The 16,742-nt window shown below is 61.1% G+C and carries 15 protein-coding genes; 9 read left to right on the forward strand and 6 right to left on the reverse strand.

Translation table 11 applies throughout. The features are described from left to right. Positions 1 to 158: 158 nt before the first annotated feature. The 8 genes from AC3ITA_RS26515 (at position 159) to AC3ITA_RS26550 (ending at position 9,370) form a co-directional block, all read left to right on the forward strand. The gene (locus tag AC3ITA_RS26515) at positions 159 to 2,099 is read left to right on the forward strand and encodes a DUF294 nucleotidyltransferase-like domain-containing protein (protein ID WP_095944915.1); all 1,941 of its coding nucleotides are present in this window, start codon (positions 159 to 161) and stop codon (positions 2,097 to 2,099) included. Then, positions 2,096 to 2,803 (forward strand): 3'-5' exonuclease, encoded by a 708-nt coding sequence (locus AC3ITA_RS26520; RefSeq protein ID WP_095944914.1) that lies wholly within the window; start codon positions 2,096 to 2,098, stop codon positions 2,801 to 2,803. The genes AC3ITA_RS26515 and AC3ITA_RS26520 overlap by 4 nt, the downstream gene beginning before the upstream one ends. A gap of 226 nt (positions 2,804 to 3,029) precedes the next feature. Then, the gene (locus tag AC3ITA_RS26525; protein WP_008048225.1) at positions 3,030 to 3,548 is read left to right on the forward strand and encodes an RNA polymerase sigma factor; all 519 of its coding nucleotides are present in this window, start codon (positions 3,030 to 3,032) and stop codon (positions 3,546 to 3,548) included. Continuing rightward, entirely contained in the window at positions 3,545 to 4,519 is a 975-nt protein-coding gene (locus tag AC3ITA_RS26530) for a FecR domain-containing protein (protein WP_095944913.1), read from the forward strand. The genes AC3ITA_RS26525 and AC3ITA_RS26530 overlap by 4 nt, the downstream gene beginning before the upstream one ends. Before the next feature lie 239 nt (positions 4,520 to 4,758). Further along, positions 4,759 to 7,194 (forward strand): TonB-dependent siderophore receptor, encoded by a 2,436-nt coding sequence (locus AC3ITA_RS26535; protein WP_095944912.1) that lies wholly within the window; start codon positions 4,759 to 4,761, stop codon positions 7,192 to 7,194. A gap of 72 nt (positions 7,195 to 7,266) precedes the next feature. Next, positions 7,267 to 8,397: a PepSY-associated TM helix domain-containing protein gene (locus AC3ITA_RS26540; protein ID WP_095944927.1), complete on the forward strand. Its 1,131-nt coding sequence runs from the start codon at positions 7,267 to 7,269 to the stop codon at positions 8,395 to 8,397. Next, positions 8,394 to 8,582, forward strand: coding sequence for a hypothetical protein (locus AC3ITA_RS26545; protein WP_095944911.1), 189 nt, complete (start codon positions 8,394 to 8,396; stop codon positions 8,580 to 8,582). Before AC3ITA_RS26540 ends, AC3ITA_RS26545 begins: the two co-directional genes overlap by 4 nt. Before the next feature lie 158 nt (positions 8,583 to 8,740). Then, positions 8,741 to 9,370 carry a glutathione S-transferase family protein gene (locus AC3ITA_RS26550; protein ID WP_172435377.1) on the forward strand — a complete coding sequence of 210 codons (630 nt, stop codon included), beginning with the start codon at positions 8,741 to 8,743 and terminating at the stop codon, positions 9,368 to 9,370. A 181-nt stretch (positions 9,371 to 9,551) separates the two neighbouring features. On the opposite strand, the gene creD is transcribed toward AC3ITA_RS26550, so the two are convergent. The 4 genes from creD to rloA2 all read right to left on the reverse strand — a co-directional run bounded on the left by creD (position 9,552) and on the right by rloA2 (position 13,681). Then, positions 9,552 to 10,922 (reverse strand): cell envelope integrity protein CreD, encoded by a 1,371-nt coding sequence (gene creD, locus AC3ITA_RS26555; protein ID WP_095944908.1) that lies wholly within the window; start codon positions 10,920 to 10,922, stop codon positions 9,552 to 9,554. A 94-nt stretch (positions 10,923 to 11,016) separates the two neighbouring features. Beyond that, positions 11,017 to 12,435, reverse strand: coding sequence for a two-component system sensor histidine kinase CreC (creC, locus tag AC3ITA_RS26560; protein ID WP_095944907.1), 1,419 nt, complete (start codon positions 12,433 to 12,435; stop codon positions 11,017 to 11,019). Beyond that, positions 12,435 to 13,115 (reverse strand): two-component system response regulator CreB, encoded by a 681-nt coding sequence (creB, locus tag AC3ITA_RS26565; protein WP_095944906.1) that lies wholly within the window; start codon positions 13,113 to 13,115, stop codon positions 12,435 to 12,437. The genes creC and creB overlap by 1 nt, the downstream gene beginning before the upstream one ends. Before the next feature lie 59 nt (positions 13,116 to 13,174). After that, complete coding sequence (gene rloA2 / locus AC3ITA_RS26570; RefSeq protein ID WP_150672033.1) at positions 13,175 to 13,681, reverse strand: retropepsin-like aspartic peptidase RloA2; 507 nt, start codon at positions 13,679 to 13,681, stop codon at positions 13,175 to 13,177. A 164-nt stretch (positions 13,682 to 13,845) separates the two neighbouring features. Here rloA2 and yihG point away from each other — a divergent pair, with 164 nt between their 5' ends. Further along, a complete protein-coding gene (yihG, locus tag AC3ITA_RS26575) occupies positions 13,846 to 14,733 on the forward strand; it encodes a 1-acylglycerol-3-phosphate O-acyltransferase, YihG family (RefSeq protein ID WP_414929549.1) in 888 nt (295 codons plus the stop codon). Position 14,734: 1 nt separating this feature from the next. Here the strand turns inward: yihG and AC3ITA_RS26580 are convergent, their stop codons facing one another. Both AC3ITA_RS26580 and fdhA read right to left on the reverse strand, forming a co-directional pair. Then, on the reverse strand, positions 14,735 to 15,289 hold the full coding sequence (locus AC3ITA_RS26580; RefSeq protein ID WP_414929548.1) for a DUF2780 domain-containing protein: 555 nt from the start codon (positions 15,287 to 15,289) through the stop codon (positions 14,735 to 14,737). A 234-nt stretch (positions 15,290 to 15,523) separates the two neighbouring features. After that, the gene (gene fdhA, locus AC3ITA_RS26585; RefSeq protein WP_056726583.1) at positions 15,524 to 16,723 is read right to left on the reverse strand and encodes a formaldehyde dehydrogenase, glutathione-independent; all 1,200 of its coding nucleotides are present in this window, start codon (positions 16,721 to 16,723) and stop codon (positions 15,524 to 15,526) included. Between the last annotated feature and the right edge of the window lie 19 nt (positions 16,724 to 16,742).

Genomic DNA, 16,742 nt, shown 5'->3' on the forward strand with positions numbered 1-16,742 from the left:
AGGGGGGCCGAGAGGTTTTTCGCACGTTTGCGTAGGCTTCTTCCGACATTTCAGGACACCAACCGCCTACCTAGACTTACGTCCAATGGGCACCCCGACCGCAGGGGTCGACCATGTCCATGTCATCCGACTACAACAATTCAAAAAAGACTGCGGTAATGGTTATGAATAAAGCGGACGCCTTCACACAGGCAGGGAAAACCGCGGTGTTGCAGAACATCCAGGGTACGTTGCAATTCCTTCAGCGCTTCCCGCCCTTCAACCAGATGGAACACGCTCACCTGGCGTATCTGGTCGAGCAATGTCAACTGCGTTTTTACGCCCCCGGCGAGAGCATCATCAAACCCGCCGACGGGCCGGTCGAGCACTTCTATATCGTCAAGCAAGGCCGGGTCGTGGGCGAGCGTCCGCATACGGCAAAAGGTGGCACCGAAACGGTCTTCGAGATCACCACCGGCGAGTGTTTCCCCCTCGCGGCATTGCTGGGTGAACGGGCGACCCGCACCGAGCACCTGGCCGGCGAAGACACCTTCTGCCTGCAACTGAACAAACCGGCGTTCATCCGCCTGTTTTCGCTGTCGGACACCTTCCGCAACTTCGCCTTGCGCTGCGTCAGCAGCCTGCTGGATCAGGTCAACCAGCAAGTGCAGCAAAAAGCCGTGGAAACCCTGGGCACCCAATATTCGCTCAATACCCGACTGGGCGAATTGGCCATGCGCCACCCCGTAACGTGCGGCCCGCAGACGCCATTGCGCGAAGCCGTGACGTTGATGCACGAACAACAGGTCGGCAGCATCGTGGTGGTCGATGAGTGCAAGGCGCCATTGGGGATTTTCACCCTGCGCGACCTGCGCCAGACCGTGGCCAACGGCAGCAGTGATTTCAACGAAGCCATCGATGGGCACATGACCCGGGCGCCGTTCTTCCTGTCGCCGGATCACAGTGCATTCGACGCGGCGATTGCCATGACCGAGCGTCACATCGCCCATGTCTGCCTGGTCAAGGACCAGCGCTTGTGCGGCGTGGTTTCCGAGCGCGATCTGTTTTCCCTGCAACGGGTCGACCTGGTGCACCTGGCGCGCACTATCCGCAATGCCCAGAAAGTGGAAAACCTGGTGGCGCTACGGGGCGAAATCGGTCAACTGGTCGAGCGCATGCTGGCCCATGGCGCGTCTTCGACGCAGATCACCCACATCATCACCTTGCTCAACGACCACACCGTGTGCCGGGTTATCGAACTGATCCTCGCCGAAAAAGGCGACCCCGGCGTGCCGTTCAGCTGGCTGTGCTTCGGCAGCGAAGGCCGTCGCGAGCAGACCCTGCACACCGACCAGGACAACGGCATTCTGTTCGAAGCCAGGGATGCGGCCCATGCGGCCGAGATTCGCGGCAAGCTGCTGCCCATTGCCCAGCAGATCAACCAGAGCCTGGCGCTGTGTGGTTTCACCCTGTGCAAGGGCAATATCATGGCCGGCAACCCCGAGCTGTGCCTGTCCCGGGCCGAATGGGCGCGGCGCTTCGCGGCGTTTATCCGTGAGGCAACCCCGGAGAACCTGCTGGGTTCGAGCATCTATTTCGACTTGCGCGTGGTCTGGGGCAACGAACAAGGCTGTGAGCAGTTGCGTCGGGGCATTCTCGATCAGGTCGGCGACAACCGTTTGTTCCAGCGCATGATGGCCGAGAATGCGCTACGCAATCGCCCGCCCGTAGGACGTTTCCGCGAGTTCGTGCTGGCGCGTAAAAATGGCGAGAAAGCCACCCTGGACCTGAAGATCCAGGGTCTGGCGCCCTTTGTCGACGGCGCCCGGTTGCTGGCCCTGGTCCACGGTATCGAAGCGAACAACACGCTGGAGCGTTTTCGCCAGTTGGTCGAAAAGGAGATCATCGCTCCCCTGGACGGCGCCGCGTACGAAGAGGCCTATCACTTCATCCAGCAAACCCGCATGCAGCAACATCAACTACAGACCCGGGAGAATTTTCCTTACTCGAACCGGGTCGATCCCGACAGCCTCAATCATCTGGACCGGCGCATCCTGCGTGAGTCCCTGCGCCAGGCACAGCGCCTGCAAAGCAGCCTGGCCTTGCGGTATCAGTTATGAGCCTGTTTTCATGGCTGCGCCCGGCCGGCCCGAGCTTGTCCGCCGACCTGCAGCAACGCCTTCAACGCCTGCCGACGGTCACCGGTTTGAGTGATTGCAGCCTGCGCGAGCAGCGCTGGGTAGTGCTCGACCTGGAAACCACCGGGCTGAATATGAACAAGGACCGGGTACTGTCCATCGGCGCCGTGGTGATCGAGGATGGCGCGATCGATTTCAGCCGACAGTTCGAGCGAACCTTGCAATGCGAGGAACTCAAACTCGGCCCCAGCGTGCTGATCCACGGCTTGGGCCCTAGTGCAATTGCTGCCGGCAGTGATCCAGCCGAGGCGCTGCTCGAATTCATGGAGTTTGTCGGAGACAGCCCGGTTTTGGCCTTTCATGCGCCGTTCGACCAGCATATGTTGGGGCGCGCACTGAAGGATCATCTGGGTTACAAGTTGCAGCATGCCTTTCTGGACGTGGCAGACATTGCGCCGCTGCTATGCCCCCAGGCGCACATTCGCGAGGCCGGGCTGGACGACTGGATCGACTGGTTCAAGCTCGAAGTCTTCGAGCGCCACCACGCCAGCGCCGACGCCCTGGCCACCGCTGAATTGATGTTGATCCTGTTCAGCCGTGCGCAACAGCAGCAAATCCACAGCCCGTTGAATTTGCAACAGCGCTTGAATCAGTGGAAGCGACGGCAACAGGCGCCGTCTTTCTGACCCACATGCCATCCTTGTAGGAGCGAGCTTGCTCGCGAAAATCGTCAACGGTGACACGTTTTTCCGGTAAGACCGAGGTGTCAGATAATTTTTCGCGAGCAAGCTCGCTCCTACAAAAGCCGTCACCAGATTCCCACCCGACCAACGCCAATTGCTTACCTCCCTCGCCTCTGCCACAATCGCGAACAATTCTCGTTAGTTAATACTTCCCAATCGGTGATGCGGCGTGTCGTCAGTTCCAAGCCCTCAAAGTGAGCTCGTCGGTGCGTTATATCGCGACCATCGCGGCTGGCTATTGGCCTGGCTTCGGCGCAACGTCGCCTGCCCACAGCGGGCCGAAGACCTGAGCCAGGACACTTTCGTGCGCTTGCTGGGCCGCGAGGAACTGAAGGTCCCGCGCGAGCCCCGGGCGTTCCTGGTGGCGATCGCCAAGGGCCTGCTGTTCGATTACTTCCGTCGCGCCGCCCTGGAACAGGCCTACCTCACCGAGCTGATGCTGATTCCCGAAGCCGAACAACCGTCGGTGGAAGAACAGCAAATGATCCTCGAAGACCTGAAAAACATCGACCGCCTACTCGGCAAGCTTTCCAGCAAGGCCCGGGCAGCGTTCCTCTACAACCGCCTCGACGGCCTCGGCCACGCAGAAATCGCCGAGCGCCTCGGTGTGTCGGTGCCCCGGGTGCGCCAGTACCTGGCCCAAGGCATTCGCCAGTGCTACATCGCGCTGTATGGTGAGCCGACATGAACCCGCTCAACTCCAAACCGGTATCGGCCAGCGTGCTGGACGCGGCAATTGCCTGGCAGTTGTCCATGGACTCCGCCAACCCGGTAGAGCGCGAAGAGTTCGCCAAGTGGCACGCGGCCCACGAAGAGCACGCCCGCGCCTGGCGCCAGCTGGGGATGCTCGACCAGCGTTTCAGCGTGGCCAGCGGCCCGGCCCGCACGGCCTTGCTGCAGTCGCGCATAGGCATTCGTCGGCGAGTGCGCAAGCTTGGCAACGGTGTCGCCAGTATCGTTGCCGTGATCGGCCTGGCCCTGTTCGCCGGGGATCGTTACCTGCCGATCGACTATTGGCTGGCCGACCAGCGCACCGCCGTTGGCGAGCAGCGCACCCTGCGTCTGGCTGACGGCACGCTGATCAATCTCAATACCCACAGCGCGCTGGATCTGCGTTTCGATGAAAAGCAGCGGCGCATCGTGCTTCAGGAAGGCGAAATCCTGGTTGAAACCGGTCATGGCGATCCCCGGCCGTTCATCGTCGAAACCCGCGAAGGCAGCATGCGTGCGCTGGGTACGCGGTTTCTGGTCAAGCGCGAGGAAGATGGAACGCGCTTGAGCGTTTTGCAGTCGGCAGTGGCGGTTCACCCTGAGTCCAACCCTGACGAACTGATTCTGCGTGAAGGCCAGCAGGTGCTGATCCGCAACAACGGCCTGGGTCCGGTTCTGGCGGTCAACCTTGGCGCGGATGCCTGGACCCGCGGCATGCTGGTGGTGGACAACACGCGGCTGGAAGATCTGGTGCATGAAATCGGCCGCTATCGAAACGGTTACGTCGGCGTCGCGCCGGAAGTGGCCGACCTGCGCATCACCGGCAGCTTCCCGCTGCGCGACACCGACCTGGCACTCAATGCCCTGCTGCCGACCCTGCCGGTGCAGATCGAACAGCACACGCAATGGTGGGTGAAGGTCGTGGCCAAGGCCGATACCAAACCCTGAAATGCTTTGTGTCTGATTAACCGTCATCGCGAGCAAGCTCCCACATTGGAATGCATTTCAAAATGTGAGAACGAGCTTGCTCGCGATGACGGCGTTCGACTCCCCGCAAAAACCGGTTTGACCCAATACCAGCCGCAACCGACTTCTGAATCGAAATTATTTTCATCCAGCCCTATCACTTTTTGATTTTCGTTCGGCACACAGGCAATTGAGAAATGTTTCCATTCAGGAGCCGCTGTATGCCTCGTTCGCTAGACTCCCTGTTGCGCCGCAGTTTGCTGGCGGTCGCCATTGCCCTTTGCACCCCGTTGGCCAGCAGCCAACTGGTCGCCGCTGAACAGGCGTCCAGCGTCCGCGCCTACAACCTGCCGGCCGCGCCGCTGGCCAGCATCCTGAACCAGATCGCCAGCCAGGCCGGTTTGGCCCTGTCGTTGAATCCATCCCTGGCGGCGGGCAAGACCTCGGCGCCGGTCAAAGGCCAGTTCGACGCTGCCGGCGCCCTGCGCGAAGCCCTGCGCGGCACCGGGCTGCAACTGGTACAGAGCAGTGCGGGCACCTACAGCCTGGAGGCCGTGCCCGAGGGTGTGATGGATTTGCCGGCAACCAGCGTGATCGGCGTGCAAGATTCTGAAAGCGCATGGGGTCCGGTACAGGGCTACCTGGCCAAGCGCACCGCCGCCGGCACCAAGACCGACACCGCGCTGGTCGAGGCGCCGCGTTCGATTTCGGTCGTCACTCGTGAGCAGATGGACGACCGCAACGCCCACACCCTCGACGATGCCGTGCGCTACTTGCCGGGCATCACCTCCAGCAGCTTCGGCAGCGACACTCGCGCCGACTGGTTGCGCGTGCGGGGTTTCGAGCCGACTCAATTCCTCGACGGCCTGCCACTGCCAAAAGGTGTGTACTCCAACCCGAAACAGGAAACCTGGAACCTCGACCGCCTGGCGCTGCTGCGCGGCCCGGCCTCCTCGGTGTACGGCCAGACCCCGCCGGGCGGCCTGCTGGACATGGTCAGCCGTCGCCCGAGCGCTGAAGCCAGCAGCGAGATCCAGTTGCAATACGGCAGCGACAATCATCGCCAGATCAACTTCGCCAGCACCGGCAAGATCGATGACGAAGGCCAGTTCCTGTACAGCCTCAGCGGCGTACTGCGCGACGGCGGCACACCCATCGACCACATCGATGACAAGCGCTACAACATTGCGCCGAGCCTGACCTGGAACATCGACGAAGACACCAAACTCACCCTGCTCACGCAGTTCACCCGTGACGATACCGGTATCACCAGCCAGTTCTATCCGATCCAGGGCACCAAGATCGACATGCCGTTCGGCGATATCTCCCACCACAAGAACCTGGGTGACCCGAACTACGACTTCTACGACCGCACCTACTACGCGCTGGGTTATGCCTTCGAACACCGCCTGAACGATGTCTGGCAGTTCCGGCAGAACCTGCGCTACACCAAGTCGGAGCTGTCGTTCCAGGCCGTGACCGTCAACAGCTACGGCCCCTCTTACGGGTCTATTGTCGACGATCAAGGCAACACCGGCCGTGGCACTACCAATGTCGACGAAGACATCGCCCAATTCGCCGTGGACAACAATTTCCAGGGCGACTTCGTCACCGGCGACGTCAGTCACACCTTGCTGATCGGCCTGGATCACCAGCGCAACACCACCAACTACCTCTCGATCTTCGGCACCGCACCTGACATCAACGTCAACGACCCGGTCTATGGCTTGCCGATCACCCGTCCGCCACGCTCCACTGCCTTCTATGACTACGAACAGAAGACTCAGCAGACCGGCCTGTACATCCAGGACCAGATGGCCCTCGGCCAATGGCGCCTGACCCTCGGCGGTCGTGAAGACTGGGTCCACACCGGTACCACGTTCTTCAACAAGGGCGATGCCACCAACACCGAACGCGACAAGAACTTCAGCGGCAACGCGGCGATCAGCTACGTGTTCGACTCGGGCTTCGTGCCCTACCTGTCCTACGCCGAATCGTTCCAGCCGACCAGCAATGCCGTCGCCTCGCCGACCGAGTCGTTCAAGCCGACCGAAGGCAAGCAATGGGAACTGGGAATCAAGTACCAGCCACCGGGCAGCAACACCCTGCTGACGGCAGCTGTGTATGACCTGACCCAGAAAAACGTTTCCGTCACCAACAACGTGGGCAACGTGACAGTCACCAGCCAGACCGGCGAAGTGAAAGTCAAAGGCCTGGAGCTGGAAGCCGTTTCCGACGTGACCGAAAACCTCAAGGTCACCGCTGCCTACACCCTGGCAAAATCCGAAGTGCAAGAGGGCATCTACAAGGGCAATCGCCTGCAACTGATGCCTAACCAGCAAGCGTCGGTATGGGGCGACTACACCTGGCACAACGGCGTGCTGGACGGCTTCGGCATTGGTGCCGGCGCGCGCTATACCGGCAATACCTATGGCGACCAGGCCAACACCTGGCTGGGCAAGGCCGATGCCTACACGGTGTTCGACGCGGTGGTTCACTACGACCTCGGTCGCCTGGACAACAGCCTCAAAGGCGCTTCGCTGGCCGTTAACGCGACCAACCTGTTCGACAAGGACTACATCTCGACTTGCGACAGCTACTACTGCTACTACGGCGACCAGCGCAGTGTCGTCGCAAGTGCAACCTACAAGTGGTAACGCGTTGAGCTGACACGCCCAATGACCAGGCCGTCCTTCGTGGACGGCTTTGGTTTTTCTGAAGGCTATGAAATGAAAAGTAAAACAATTCGCCGCTGGTCCGCTGTTCATACCTGGGCCAGCCTGATTTGTACGGTGTTCCTGTTGCTGCTGGCACTGACCGGCCTGCCGCTGATCTTTCACCACGAGATCGACCACTTGCTGGGCGATGCGCCTGACGTGAAGGAAATGCCGGCGGACACCCCGCACCTGAATTTGCAGCAGTTGGTGGAAGCGGCCGAGAAGCATCGCCCCGGTGAAGTCATGCAGTATTTCGGCTTCGAGGACGATGAACCCAACGCGGTGCTGACCATCATGGCCGCGACCGCGGGCACCGAGCCGAACGCGTCCCACACTTTCATGCTGGACGCCCGTACCGGCGAAGCACTGGAAACGCCATCGGCCAACGGCGGTTTCATGATGACCATGCTGCGCCTGCACGTGGACATGTTTGCCGGGCTGCCGGGCAAGTTGCTGCTGGCGTTCATGGGCATTCTGTTCGTGGTGGCGATTGTCTCCGGCACGGTGCTGTACCTGCCGTTCATGCGCCGCTTGAAATTCGCCACCGTGCGCCAGGAAAAATCCACCCGCCTGCGCTGGCTCGACCTGCATAACCTGATCGGCGTCGTGACGCTGACCTGGGCTCTGGTGGTCGGCGTGACGGGCGTGATCAGCGCCTGCGCCGACCTGATCATTGCCGCCTGGCGCAACGACAGCCTGAGCGCGATGGTCGCGCCGTACCGCGATGCGCCACCGCTGACGCAACTCGCGCCCGCGACCCGTTTGCTCGACATCGCCAAGGAAGTCGCACCGGGCATGCAGCCGGACTTCATCGCCTTTCCTGGCACGCGGTTTTCCAGCGAACACCATTACGCGGTGTTCATGAAAGGCCGCACGCACCTGACCTCACACCTGCTGACGCCGGTACTGATCGATGCCAGCACCCTGCAAGTCACCGCCGTGGCCGAACGACCGTGGTACATGGACGCCATGGGCATGTCGCAACCGCTGCACTTCGGTGACTACGGTGGCATGCCGATGCAGATACTCTGGGCGACCCTGGATGTGCTGACCATCATCGTGCTCGGCAGCGGGGTCTACCTGTGGGTGGTGCGGCGCAAGGCGGTCAGGCCGGTGCCGGAAAAAGCGGAGAACGTGGCATGAAGCCCCGGCAGTCGAACTTCTGGAAGGTATTTGCCATTCCGACCGTCATCGCAGTGCTCAGCGCGGCCGGGTTGTTTGCCGCGTTGCTCGGTGATGGTGTGTGGGATTCACTTAGCTGGCTGGGCTTGGGCATCCCCGCAGCCCTGGCCCTTCGCGGTCTATTCCAACGCTGCTGCCCCCTGTAGGAGCGAGCCTGCTCGCGATGGGGCCGTATCAGTCGACATTGAATTGCCTCACACATCGCCATCGCGAGCAGGCTCACTCCTACAAGGGTGTTTGCCATCTTGAGCTATCGCTCCAACACGCTATGCTGCCCGTCACTGCCACCGACCGAGACGCTGCCATGTCCGCCCCGAGCATGACCCTGTACCACAACCCGCTCTCTCCCTTCGTTCGCAAAGTCATGGTGCTGCTGCACGAAACCGGCCAGCAGAATCGTGTGGCGTTGCAGACCAGCGTGCTCACCCCGGTCAACCCGGACCTGACCCTGATCGAAGATAACCCGCTGAGCAAAATCCCGGCCCTGCGCCTGGCCGACGGCAACATCATCCACGACAGCCGGGTCATCCTCGACTACCTCGACCACCAGCACGTCGGCAACCCGCTGATCCCCCGCGAAGGCTCGGCCCGCTGGCGGCGCCTGACCCTCGCGTCGCTGGCCGACGGGATCATGGACGCGGCCGTGCTGGTACGCTACGAAACCGCCCTGCGCGCCCCGGAAAAGCACTGGGACGAATGGCTCGACGGCCAGCGCAACAAGATCCGTCGCGCCCTGGCATTGCTGGAAAAGGACGCGATTGCCGAGCTGACCTGCCACTTCGACGTGGCCGCGATCAGCGTGGCCTGTGCACTGGGTTACCTGGACCTGCGCCATCCGGATCTGGATTGGCGCACGGCGAATCCGCAGTTGGCGGCGTGGTATTTCGAGGTGAGCCAGCGGCCTTCGATGATTGCGACGATGCCGAAGGTTTAGATCTTCGCTGACTGCTCCACCCCCTTCGCGAGCAGGCTCGCTCCCACCTTTGACTGCGGTCCCATGTGGGAGCGAGCCTGCTCGCGATGGCAGCACAACGAATCCAGCTCAAACAACCCGGCAATCAGCGTCGCCAACACCCTCCCCTCTCGCTGGTCCTCCCGCAACCCCACCGACCGGCTCATTGCACCGCTCCAATATCGAAGTCCAAAGGTTTCGGCGTTTTTTGCCCAACCCCGTACCAGTCCAGCTTGCGGGTCAGCACCATGAACACGCCCAGCAAGCCGAACAGCAGCAACGAGCCCATCAACAACGCGTAATCCTCTGCACTCAACAACCCGTAGAGCAGCCCATACAACGCCGCCAATCCCGCGGAAAAGCTCAGCCCGTGTCGCACGCTGCGCAACACGTGGCAAACGTAGAACCCGATCAACAACACACAACCGCTGGCTGACAACAGGTACGCCAGGGCAAAGCCGATGTGCTCGGACAACGACAGCAACAACAGGTAGAAGAACGCCAGTGCCACCCCCACCAACGCGTATTGCACCGGGTGCACCGCGAGGCATTTCAGCACTTCGAACAGGAAGAACCCGGCGAAGGTCAGGACAATGAACAGCAACGCGTATTTGATCGCCCGATCGCTTTTCAGGTACTGGTCCACCGGGTCGATGAAGCTCACCCCGAAGCTGCGACCGGACAACGCCTCACAACTGCCGCGGGACACGCAGCTGTTCAAGGTTTCTTGCAGGTTGGTGGAGAAAAACGAGGTCTGCCAATGGGCGGTAAAACCTAGATCAGTGATCTCGCGCTGGGCAGGCAGGTAGTTGCCGATGAAGCTTGGATGAGGCCAGTTGGCATTCAGCGAAACGTTGCTGGTCTTGCCCACCGGCAGGATCTGTAACTGACCGGTGCCTTGCAGTTTCAGGTCAAAACCGAAGGCCAACTCCGTGACCTGTTTTGTCTCCAACGCTGGCAGGGTCACGTGGACGCCTTCACCCAGCCAGCCCACCTGGCTGCCCGGAATGAAATCCAGTTTCTGGCCATTGAGTTCAAGCTTCAAAGCGTTTTCGATACCCCGAATGTCGCTGATACCAACGGCGAGGAACGGCTGGTCGAATCGGTAATCGGCGAACTCTTCCTTGATGCCCAGTTGAACCGGCAGGGAAAAGTGGCCGCTGATGCGGTTGTCGGCATGGAACAGCCGCGCCTGGTAGATACCTCGGGAACGCAGTTCGGTCTGAACGTCTGCGTCGACTTCGAAGCGCTCCGGCAGAAAATACAACCGACCGCGCTCCTCACCGATCTCCTGATAACGCTTGTTGGTTTTTTCGTGGATCTTCCAGGTGCGCACGACTTTACGATATGGCACCACCATCAGCGGCCCGCTCAATTGCTGGCTGTAACTGGAACTGCGGGCAATGTCTTCGAGCACGCCGTCGCGCAATTGCTGGCGGTCCTGGATCACGCCGTTGATCATCAGCAGTGGAACCAGCAATAACAGAATCAACAGGGCAATCGCCCCGAATTTTAGGGCCAGGCTACGGTTCATGGGACTCTCCCTGTTTTTGATGGGGAAAGTCTGGGTGGGCTGTGTGAGGAATGAATGGAGGGAGTGTGGAGACTTTGTGGAGACTGGGCCGGTCCTAAGGTAAGTGCAATGTCACTTCCACACCGCCATCGACATTCCCGATGCTCATCGTACCGCCATGCAGCTTGACCACTTCCTCGACAAAATTGAGCCCAAGCCCGGTGCTTTTGCGCCCGCTGTCCGGTCTCGGCAACGAATAGAAACGCTCGCTCAACCGTGGCAACGCATAGTCGGGAATCGGCTCTGCCTGATTGAAAAGCTTGAACTCGACCTGCTCGCCTGCCCGTTCGGCGGTGAATCGCAGCCCCCCCTCAACAGGGGTGAAATCCAGCGCATTGTCCAGCAGATTGCCCAGTGCCTGACGCAGCAAAAACGGCTCGCCGATCAGCGCCAGGTCCGATGGAATCGTTTGCTCTACGCGCAACTGTTTGCCTTCGATCCGCGCCGCTTGCGCGTTCAGCAGGCCATTCACCAACGCCGCCAATGGCACCGCCACCCGCTCCTCCAGCCCCTGGCGCTGCTCGACCTGAGCCAGATTCAGCAAGCGCTCGATCAACTGCTGCATGCGCGCACTTTCGCTGTCGATGTTGCCGACAAACCGCTGCCGTTGGGCCAACGGCATCTCGCCTTGCAGCAACTCCGCCGCACCACGAATCGCCGCCAGCGGACTCTTCAGCTCATGGGTCAAGGTGTGTACGTAGCGCTCGACGTAGGCCTTGCCTTCAAGCTGCGTGCGCATCTGCTCCACCGCTGTAGCCAATTGCTCCAGCTCACCGCCGTGATAATGCGGCACTTCAACCCGCCGGCCTTCACTGACGCCTTGGGCGTACGCCGTCAATCTTCGCAGGGCGCGGCTCAGCCACCAGGACAACAACGCGCCGAACAGCAGACCGAGCCCGATCAGCCCGGCGCCATAAGCCAGCAACCGGCGCTCGGTGCGATCCACATAAGGCTGCAACGAGCTATTGGGCTTGGCCACGGTGACCACGCCGATGATCTGGCCGTTGTCGCGAATCGGCGCGCCGACATGCATCACCGAAGACCCCGGATCGTTCGCATCATTGCGCGTGGAGCGAGCGCCGTATTCGCCGCGCAGGGTCAGGTAGACGTCATTCCAGCGCGAGTAATCCTGCCCCACCGCCGCCCCGCTGGAGTCCAGCATGACAATGCCCTTGGCGTCGGTGACGTAAATGCGATGGTTGACCTGATTCTTTGGCAAGCCCCAGATTTTCGCTCCGGGCTGCCGTTCACCATAGGCCTTGAGCAGTTCCGGCCAGCGGTTCTGGTTGAGGCTGCCGGCCTTGAAGTCGTCGTGCAGGATCTCGGCCATCAGGTTGGCGGTATCGACCAGGGTTTCTTCGGTGGACTGACGAACGCCGGGCCGGATCTCTTGCATGACCGTGTTGAGCACAAAGTAGCCAGTCAGGCCGATGAACAATGCGTAGACCAGGAAAATCCGGATTCCCAGCGGCATCAGCTTTGTCCCGGGCTGTAGCTGTAGCCAAGACCGCGATGGGTCTGGATCGGCTCGGCGTCAGCCTTCACCAATCGCAGCTTGGCGCGCACGCTCTTGATGTGGCTGTCGATGCTGCGCTCGTAACCGGCGTCGGCGGCCACGCCCAGGGCATCGAGCAACTGTTCTCGACTGAAGACGCGCTCGGGCTGCTCCAGCAGGCATTGCAGCAGGCGGAATTCATGGCGGGTCAGGGTCAGCAGTTGACCGCGATAACTGATTTGCACACGTTCTCTATCGATGCGAAACAGTGCCGTCGACGGTTCGTTCACCGTGCGGGGCGCCATGCGCTTGAGAATCGCCCGGACTCGCGCCGCCACCTCCCGAGGGCTGAACGGCTTGACCACGTAATCGTCGGCACCGATTTCCAGGCCCACAACGCGATCGATCTCGCCATCCCGGGCACTGAGAAACATCACCGGCACTTCGCTGAAGCGCCGCAGTTGCTTGCAGGTTTCGAAGCCGCTGATGTCCGGCAGGCCGATATCGAGAATGATCAGATCCGCCGGGGTCTGGCGCTGATGTTCCAGCGCCGCCGCGCCGAGGCTCAACCATGTGGTGGTGAAGCCCTCGCCTTGCAGGGCGAAAACCAGGGTGTCGGCAATGGCCGCTTCGTCTTCGACAATCAGGATATGAGGCATGGCGTCCGAGCCCGGCAGGGATATGGGCGAACGGTGCCCCAAGCCTCACACCCCGTCAATCAGCAATCGGGCTTGTCCGCCGTAAAACGCCGCGCCGGGTTCACCGCCGCCCCGAACTCGCGCAATGCCTTGGCGCCGATCAGCAACGGATAGTTAAAGCTGCTGCGGTCCGTCAAATTCACCTCGACCGTGCGCTTGACGTTGCCCAGGCACAGTTCCAGATCGACCACCGGACGCTTGGTGGGTGCGATCACTTCGCTGTCATCCTCTTCCTCTTCGGAACGGGTCTTGATCTTGCTGATGCGCGCGATCTTGTGCTCGTAGACCTTGTTGCCGGCATCTTTGGTGGCGAGGCGGAATCGCACCCATTCTTCGCCATTGCGGGTAAAGGTTTCGATGTCCTTGGCCGACAGCGAGGCGGTCAGGGCGCCGGTATCCATTTTCGCCTTGAGGACCTGCCCGCCGATTTCCGGCAGGGCGATGTATTCATAACGCCCGTACAGAGTCGGTTCGGCGGCCATTACCGGCAGGGCGATGAGGGAGAGCACTGCAAGGAGGGATTTCACGTAATGGGTTTCCATGAGAGTGAGCAGTCGGATTTTAGACCGTCGTTCGCTTGATCGTTCCCACAAGGTTACCGACCCAAAAGTGAAACATTCGTCACCGCCGATTTGGCCTGCTGCCCGAAGCTGCTTATCATGGCGCGCCCAACCGCTTCCACGAGTGACTTATGCGCCGCCTGCTCACCGGCTGTTTCGTGACCCTGCTGCTTGTGCTCAACACCCTGGTTCTGATCGGGCCGTTAATGGTGTTTGCCCTGCTCAAGCTGGTCCTGCCCGGCCGTTTTCGCGATTACGCCTCATGGTCGGTGATGTGGATCGCCGAGACCTGGTCCGAGATCGACAAGCTGATCTTCCGCCTGTGTATCCCCACCCAATGGGACATCCGCGGCGGTGACGATCTGCGTCGCGATACCTCGTATCTGGTGATCAGCAACCATCAATCCTGGGTCGACATCCCGGCACTGATCCAGACGCTGAATCGGCGTACGCCGTTCTTCAAGTTCTTCCTCAAGAAAGAGCTGATCTGGGTGCCCTTCCTGGGTCTGGCCTGGTGGGCGCTGGATTACCCGTTCATGAAGCGCTACGGCAAAGCCTTCCTGGCCAAACACCCGGAACTGGCGGGCAAGGATCTGGAAATCACCAGACAGGCCTGCGAGCTGTTCAAGCGCCAACCGGTGACGGTGGTCAATTATCTGGAGGGCACCCGCTTCACGGCGGCTAAAAGTGCCCGGCAACAGTCACCGTTCAATCACCTGCTCAAGCCCAAAGCCGGCGGCGTGGCCTTTGTGCTGGCGGCGATGGGTGAACAGCTGGACGCGATTCTCGATGTGACGGTGGTTTACCCGCAGCAGCAGATTCCGGGGTTCTGGGACTTGATCAGCGGCAATGTGCCGAAGGTCATCATCGATATCCAGACCCGCGAACTCGACCCGGCGCTGTGGCAGGGCGATTACGAAAACGATCCTGTATTTCGCGAGAAGGTCCAGAACTGGGTCAACCAGCTCTGGATCGAGAAGGACCGGCGCATCGACGCCTTGCGCGCCGGGTGCCGCTGAATCAGCTACCGGCGCCAGCGCCCCAGATGCTGCCCAGACTGCTCAGCAGCGTACCGCCGACGCCCTGCTGACCGAAGTATTGCAGGAGCACCGGGGCAAACTGGCCAATCATCCCGCTGTCCATGCCCAGGGCGCTGAAAGCGTTGTTGAGGTCGTTGGTGTCCTTAACGTTGCCCAGGGCGTTATCCAGCCCTGCCGCTTTGCCGCTGGAGCCAAGCAGACTGGCCAGCGCACCCAACTCACCGCCGCCCGAGAGCATGTCGATGCCCGGCACGCTTTTGGCCAGTTCCGAGTAGTCGGTTGAGCTCAACTGGTTCTTCGCCAGCCCCAGCATCGCCCCGGCACCGCCGATGGCTTGCTGCGGGGTGATGTCCAGTTCACTGAGGGTGCTCAGCAGGTCGGCTGTCTGCGGCGTCGGTGCGGCAGTCGCGGCCGCGTCACTGCCCTTCATGCCCGAAATCGCATTGGCCGCATCGCTCAGGTTGAACTGTGCAAAGGCCGGGCTGGCGGACAGCGCCAACAGCGAAGCCAGTGCAATACCGCGTGAAATCTTCATCCAGACATCCTCTTGTGCCACGAAACCATCCGAAAACCGGCGGTAAAACTCCCGGTTTGACCGGGCATCTTCAATCATGTTCCTTGCCGCGCATCCGTTTTTACACAGGTCACGCATAAGAAACGTGAATCCCTGGATGCCGTGCGATGAATGGCATGACCGGGCAACCGTTTGAAAAAGATATCCAAACAAAAACGGCGACCCGAAGGTCGCCGTTTTGTATTACGCAAAGACTTACGCCGCGCTGAACATCTTGTGCGGATCGATCACAAACTTCTTCGGCACGCCCGCGTCAAACTCGCCATACCCCTGTGGAGCCTGGTCCAGGCTGATCACCTGAACGCCTACCACTTCGGCGATGTTGATACGGTCCCACATGATCGCTTGCATGAGCGCGCGGTTGTACTTCATCACCGGGGTCTGGCCGGTGTGGAAGCTGTGGGATTTGGCCCAGCCCAGGCCGAAGCGGATGCTCAGGCTGCCCATTTTCGCCGCAGCGTCGACGGCACCCGGGTCTTCGGTCACGTAGAGGCCGGGGATACCGATCTTGCCTGCCACACGCACCACGCCCATCAGCGAGTTGAGTACGGTGGCCGGGGCTTCGTGTTTCACGCCGTCATGGCCGTGGCCACGGGCTTCGAAGCCAACGGCGTCGATGGCGCAATCCACTTCCGGTTCGCCCAGCAGTGCGGCGATCTGTTCGTGCAGCGGCGTGTCCAGTGACAGGTCGGCGATTTCGAAACCCTGGGCCTTGGCGTGGGCCAGGCGGACGGTGTTGACGTCACCGACGATCACCACCGCCGCACCCAGCAGGCGAGCGGATGCGGCCGCCGCCAGGCCGACCGGACCGGCACCGGCGATGTACACGGTGCTGCCCGGGCCGACGCCAGCGGTCACGGCACCGTGATAGCCGGTCGGCAGAATGTCGGAGAGGCAGGTCAGGTCGCGGATTTTTTCCATCGCCCGGTCGCGATCCGGCAGTTTCAGCAGGTTGAAGTCGGCATACGGCACCATGGCGTATTCGGCCTGGCCGCCGGTCCAGTCGCCCATGTCGACGTAACCATAAGCACCGCCCGGACGCGCCGGGTTGACGCTCAGGCAGACGCCGGTGTGCATTTCTTTGCAGGAACGGCAGCGCCCGCAAGCCACGTTGAACGGTACGGACACCAGGTCGCCGATTTGCAGGTTCTCGACGTCGCTGCCCTTCTCGATCACTTCACCGGTGATCTCATGACCCAGCACCAGGCCGGTTTGCGCCGTGGTACGACCGCGCACCATGTGCTGGTCGGAACCACAGATGTTGGTGGAAACCACACGCAGGATGACGGCGTGGTTAATCTTCCTGCCGCGCGGGTCCTGCATTTTCGGATAGTCAATACTCTGTACTTCGACCTTGCCAGCGCCGAGATACACCACACCACGATTACCAGACATGCTTTCACCTCGCTGTTGT

Source organism: Pseudomonas sp. GL_090, assembly GCF_057837765.1.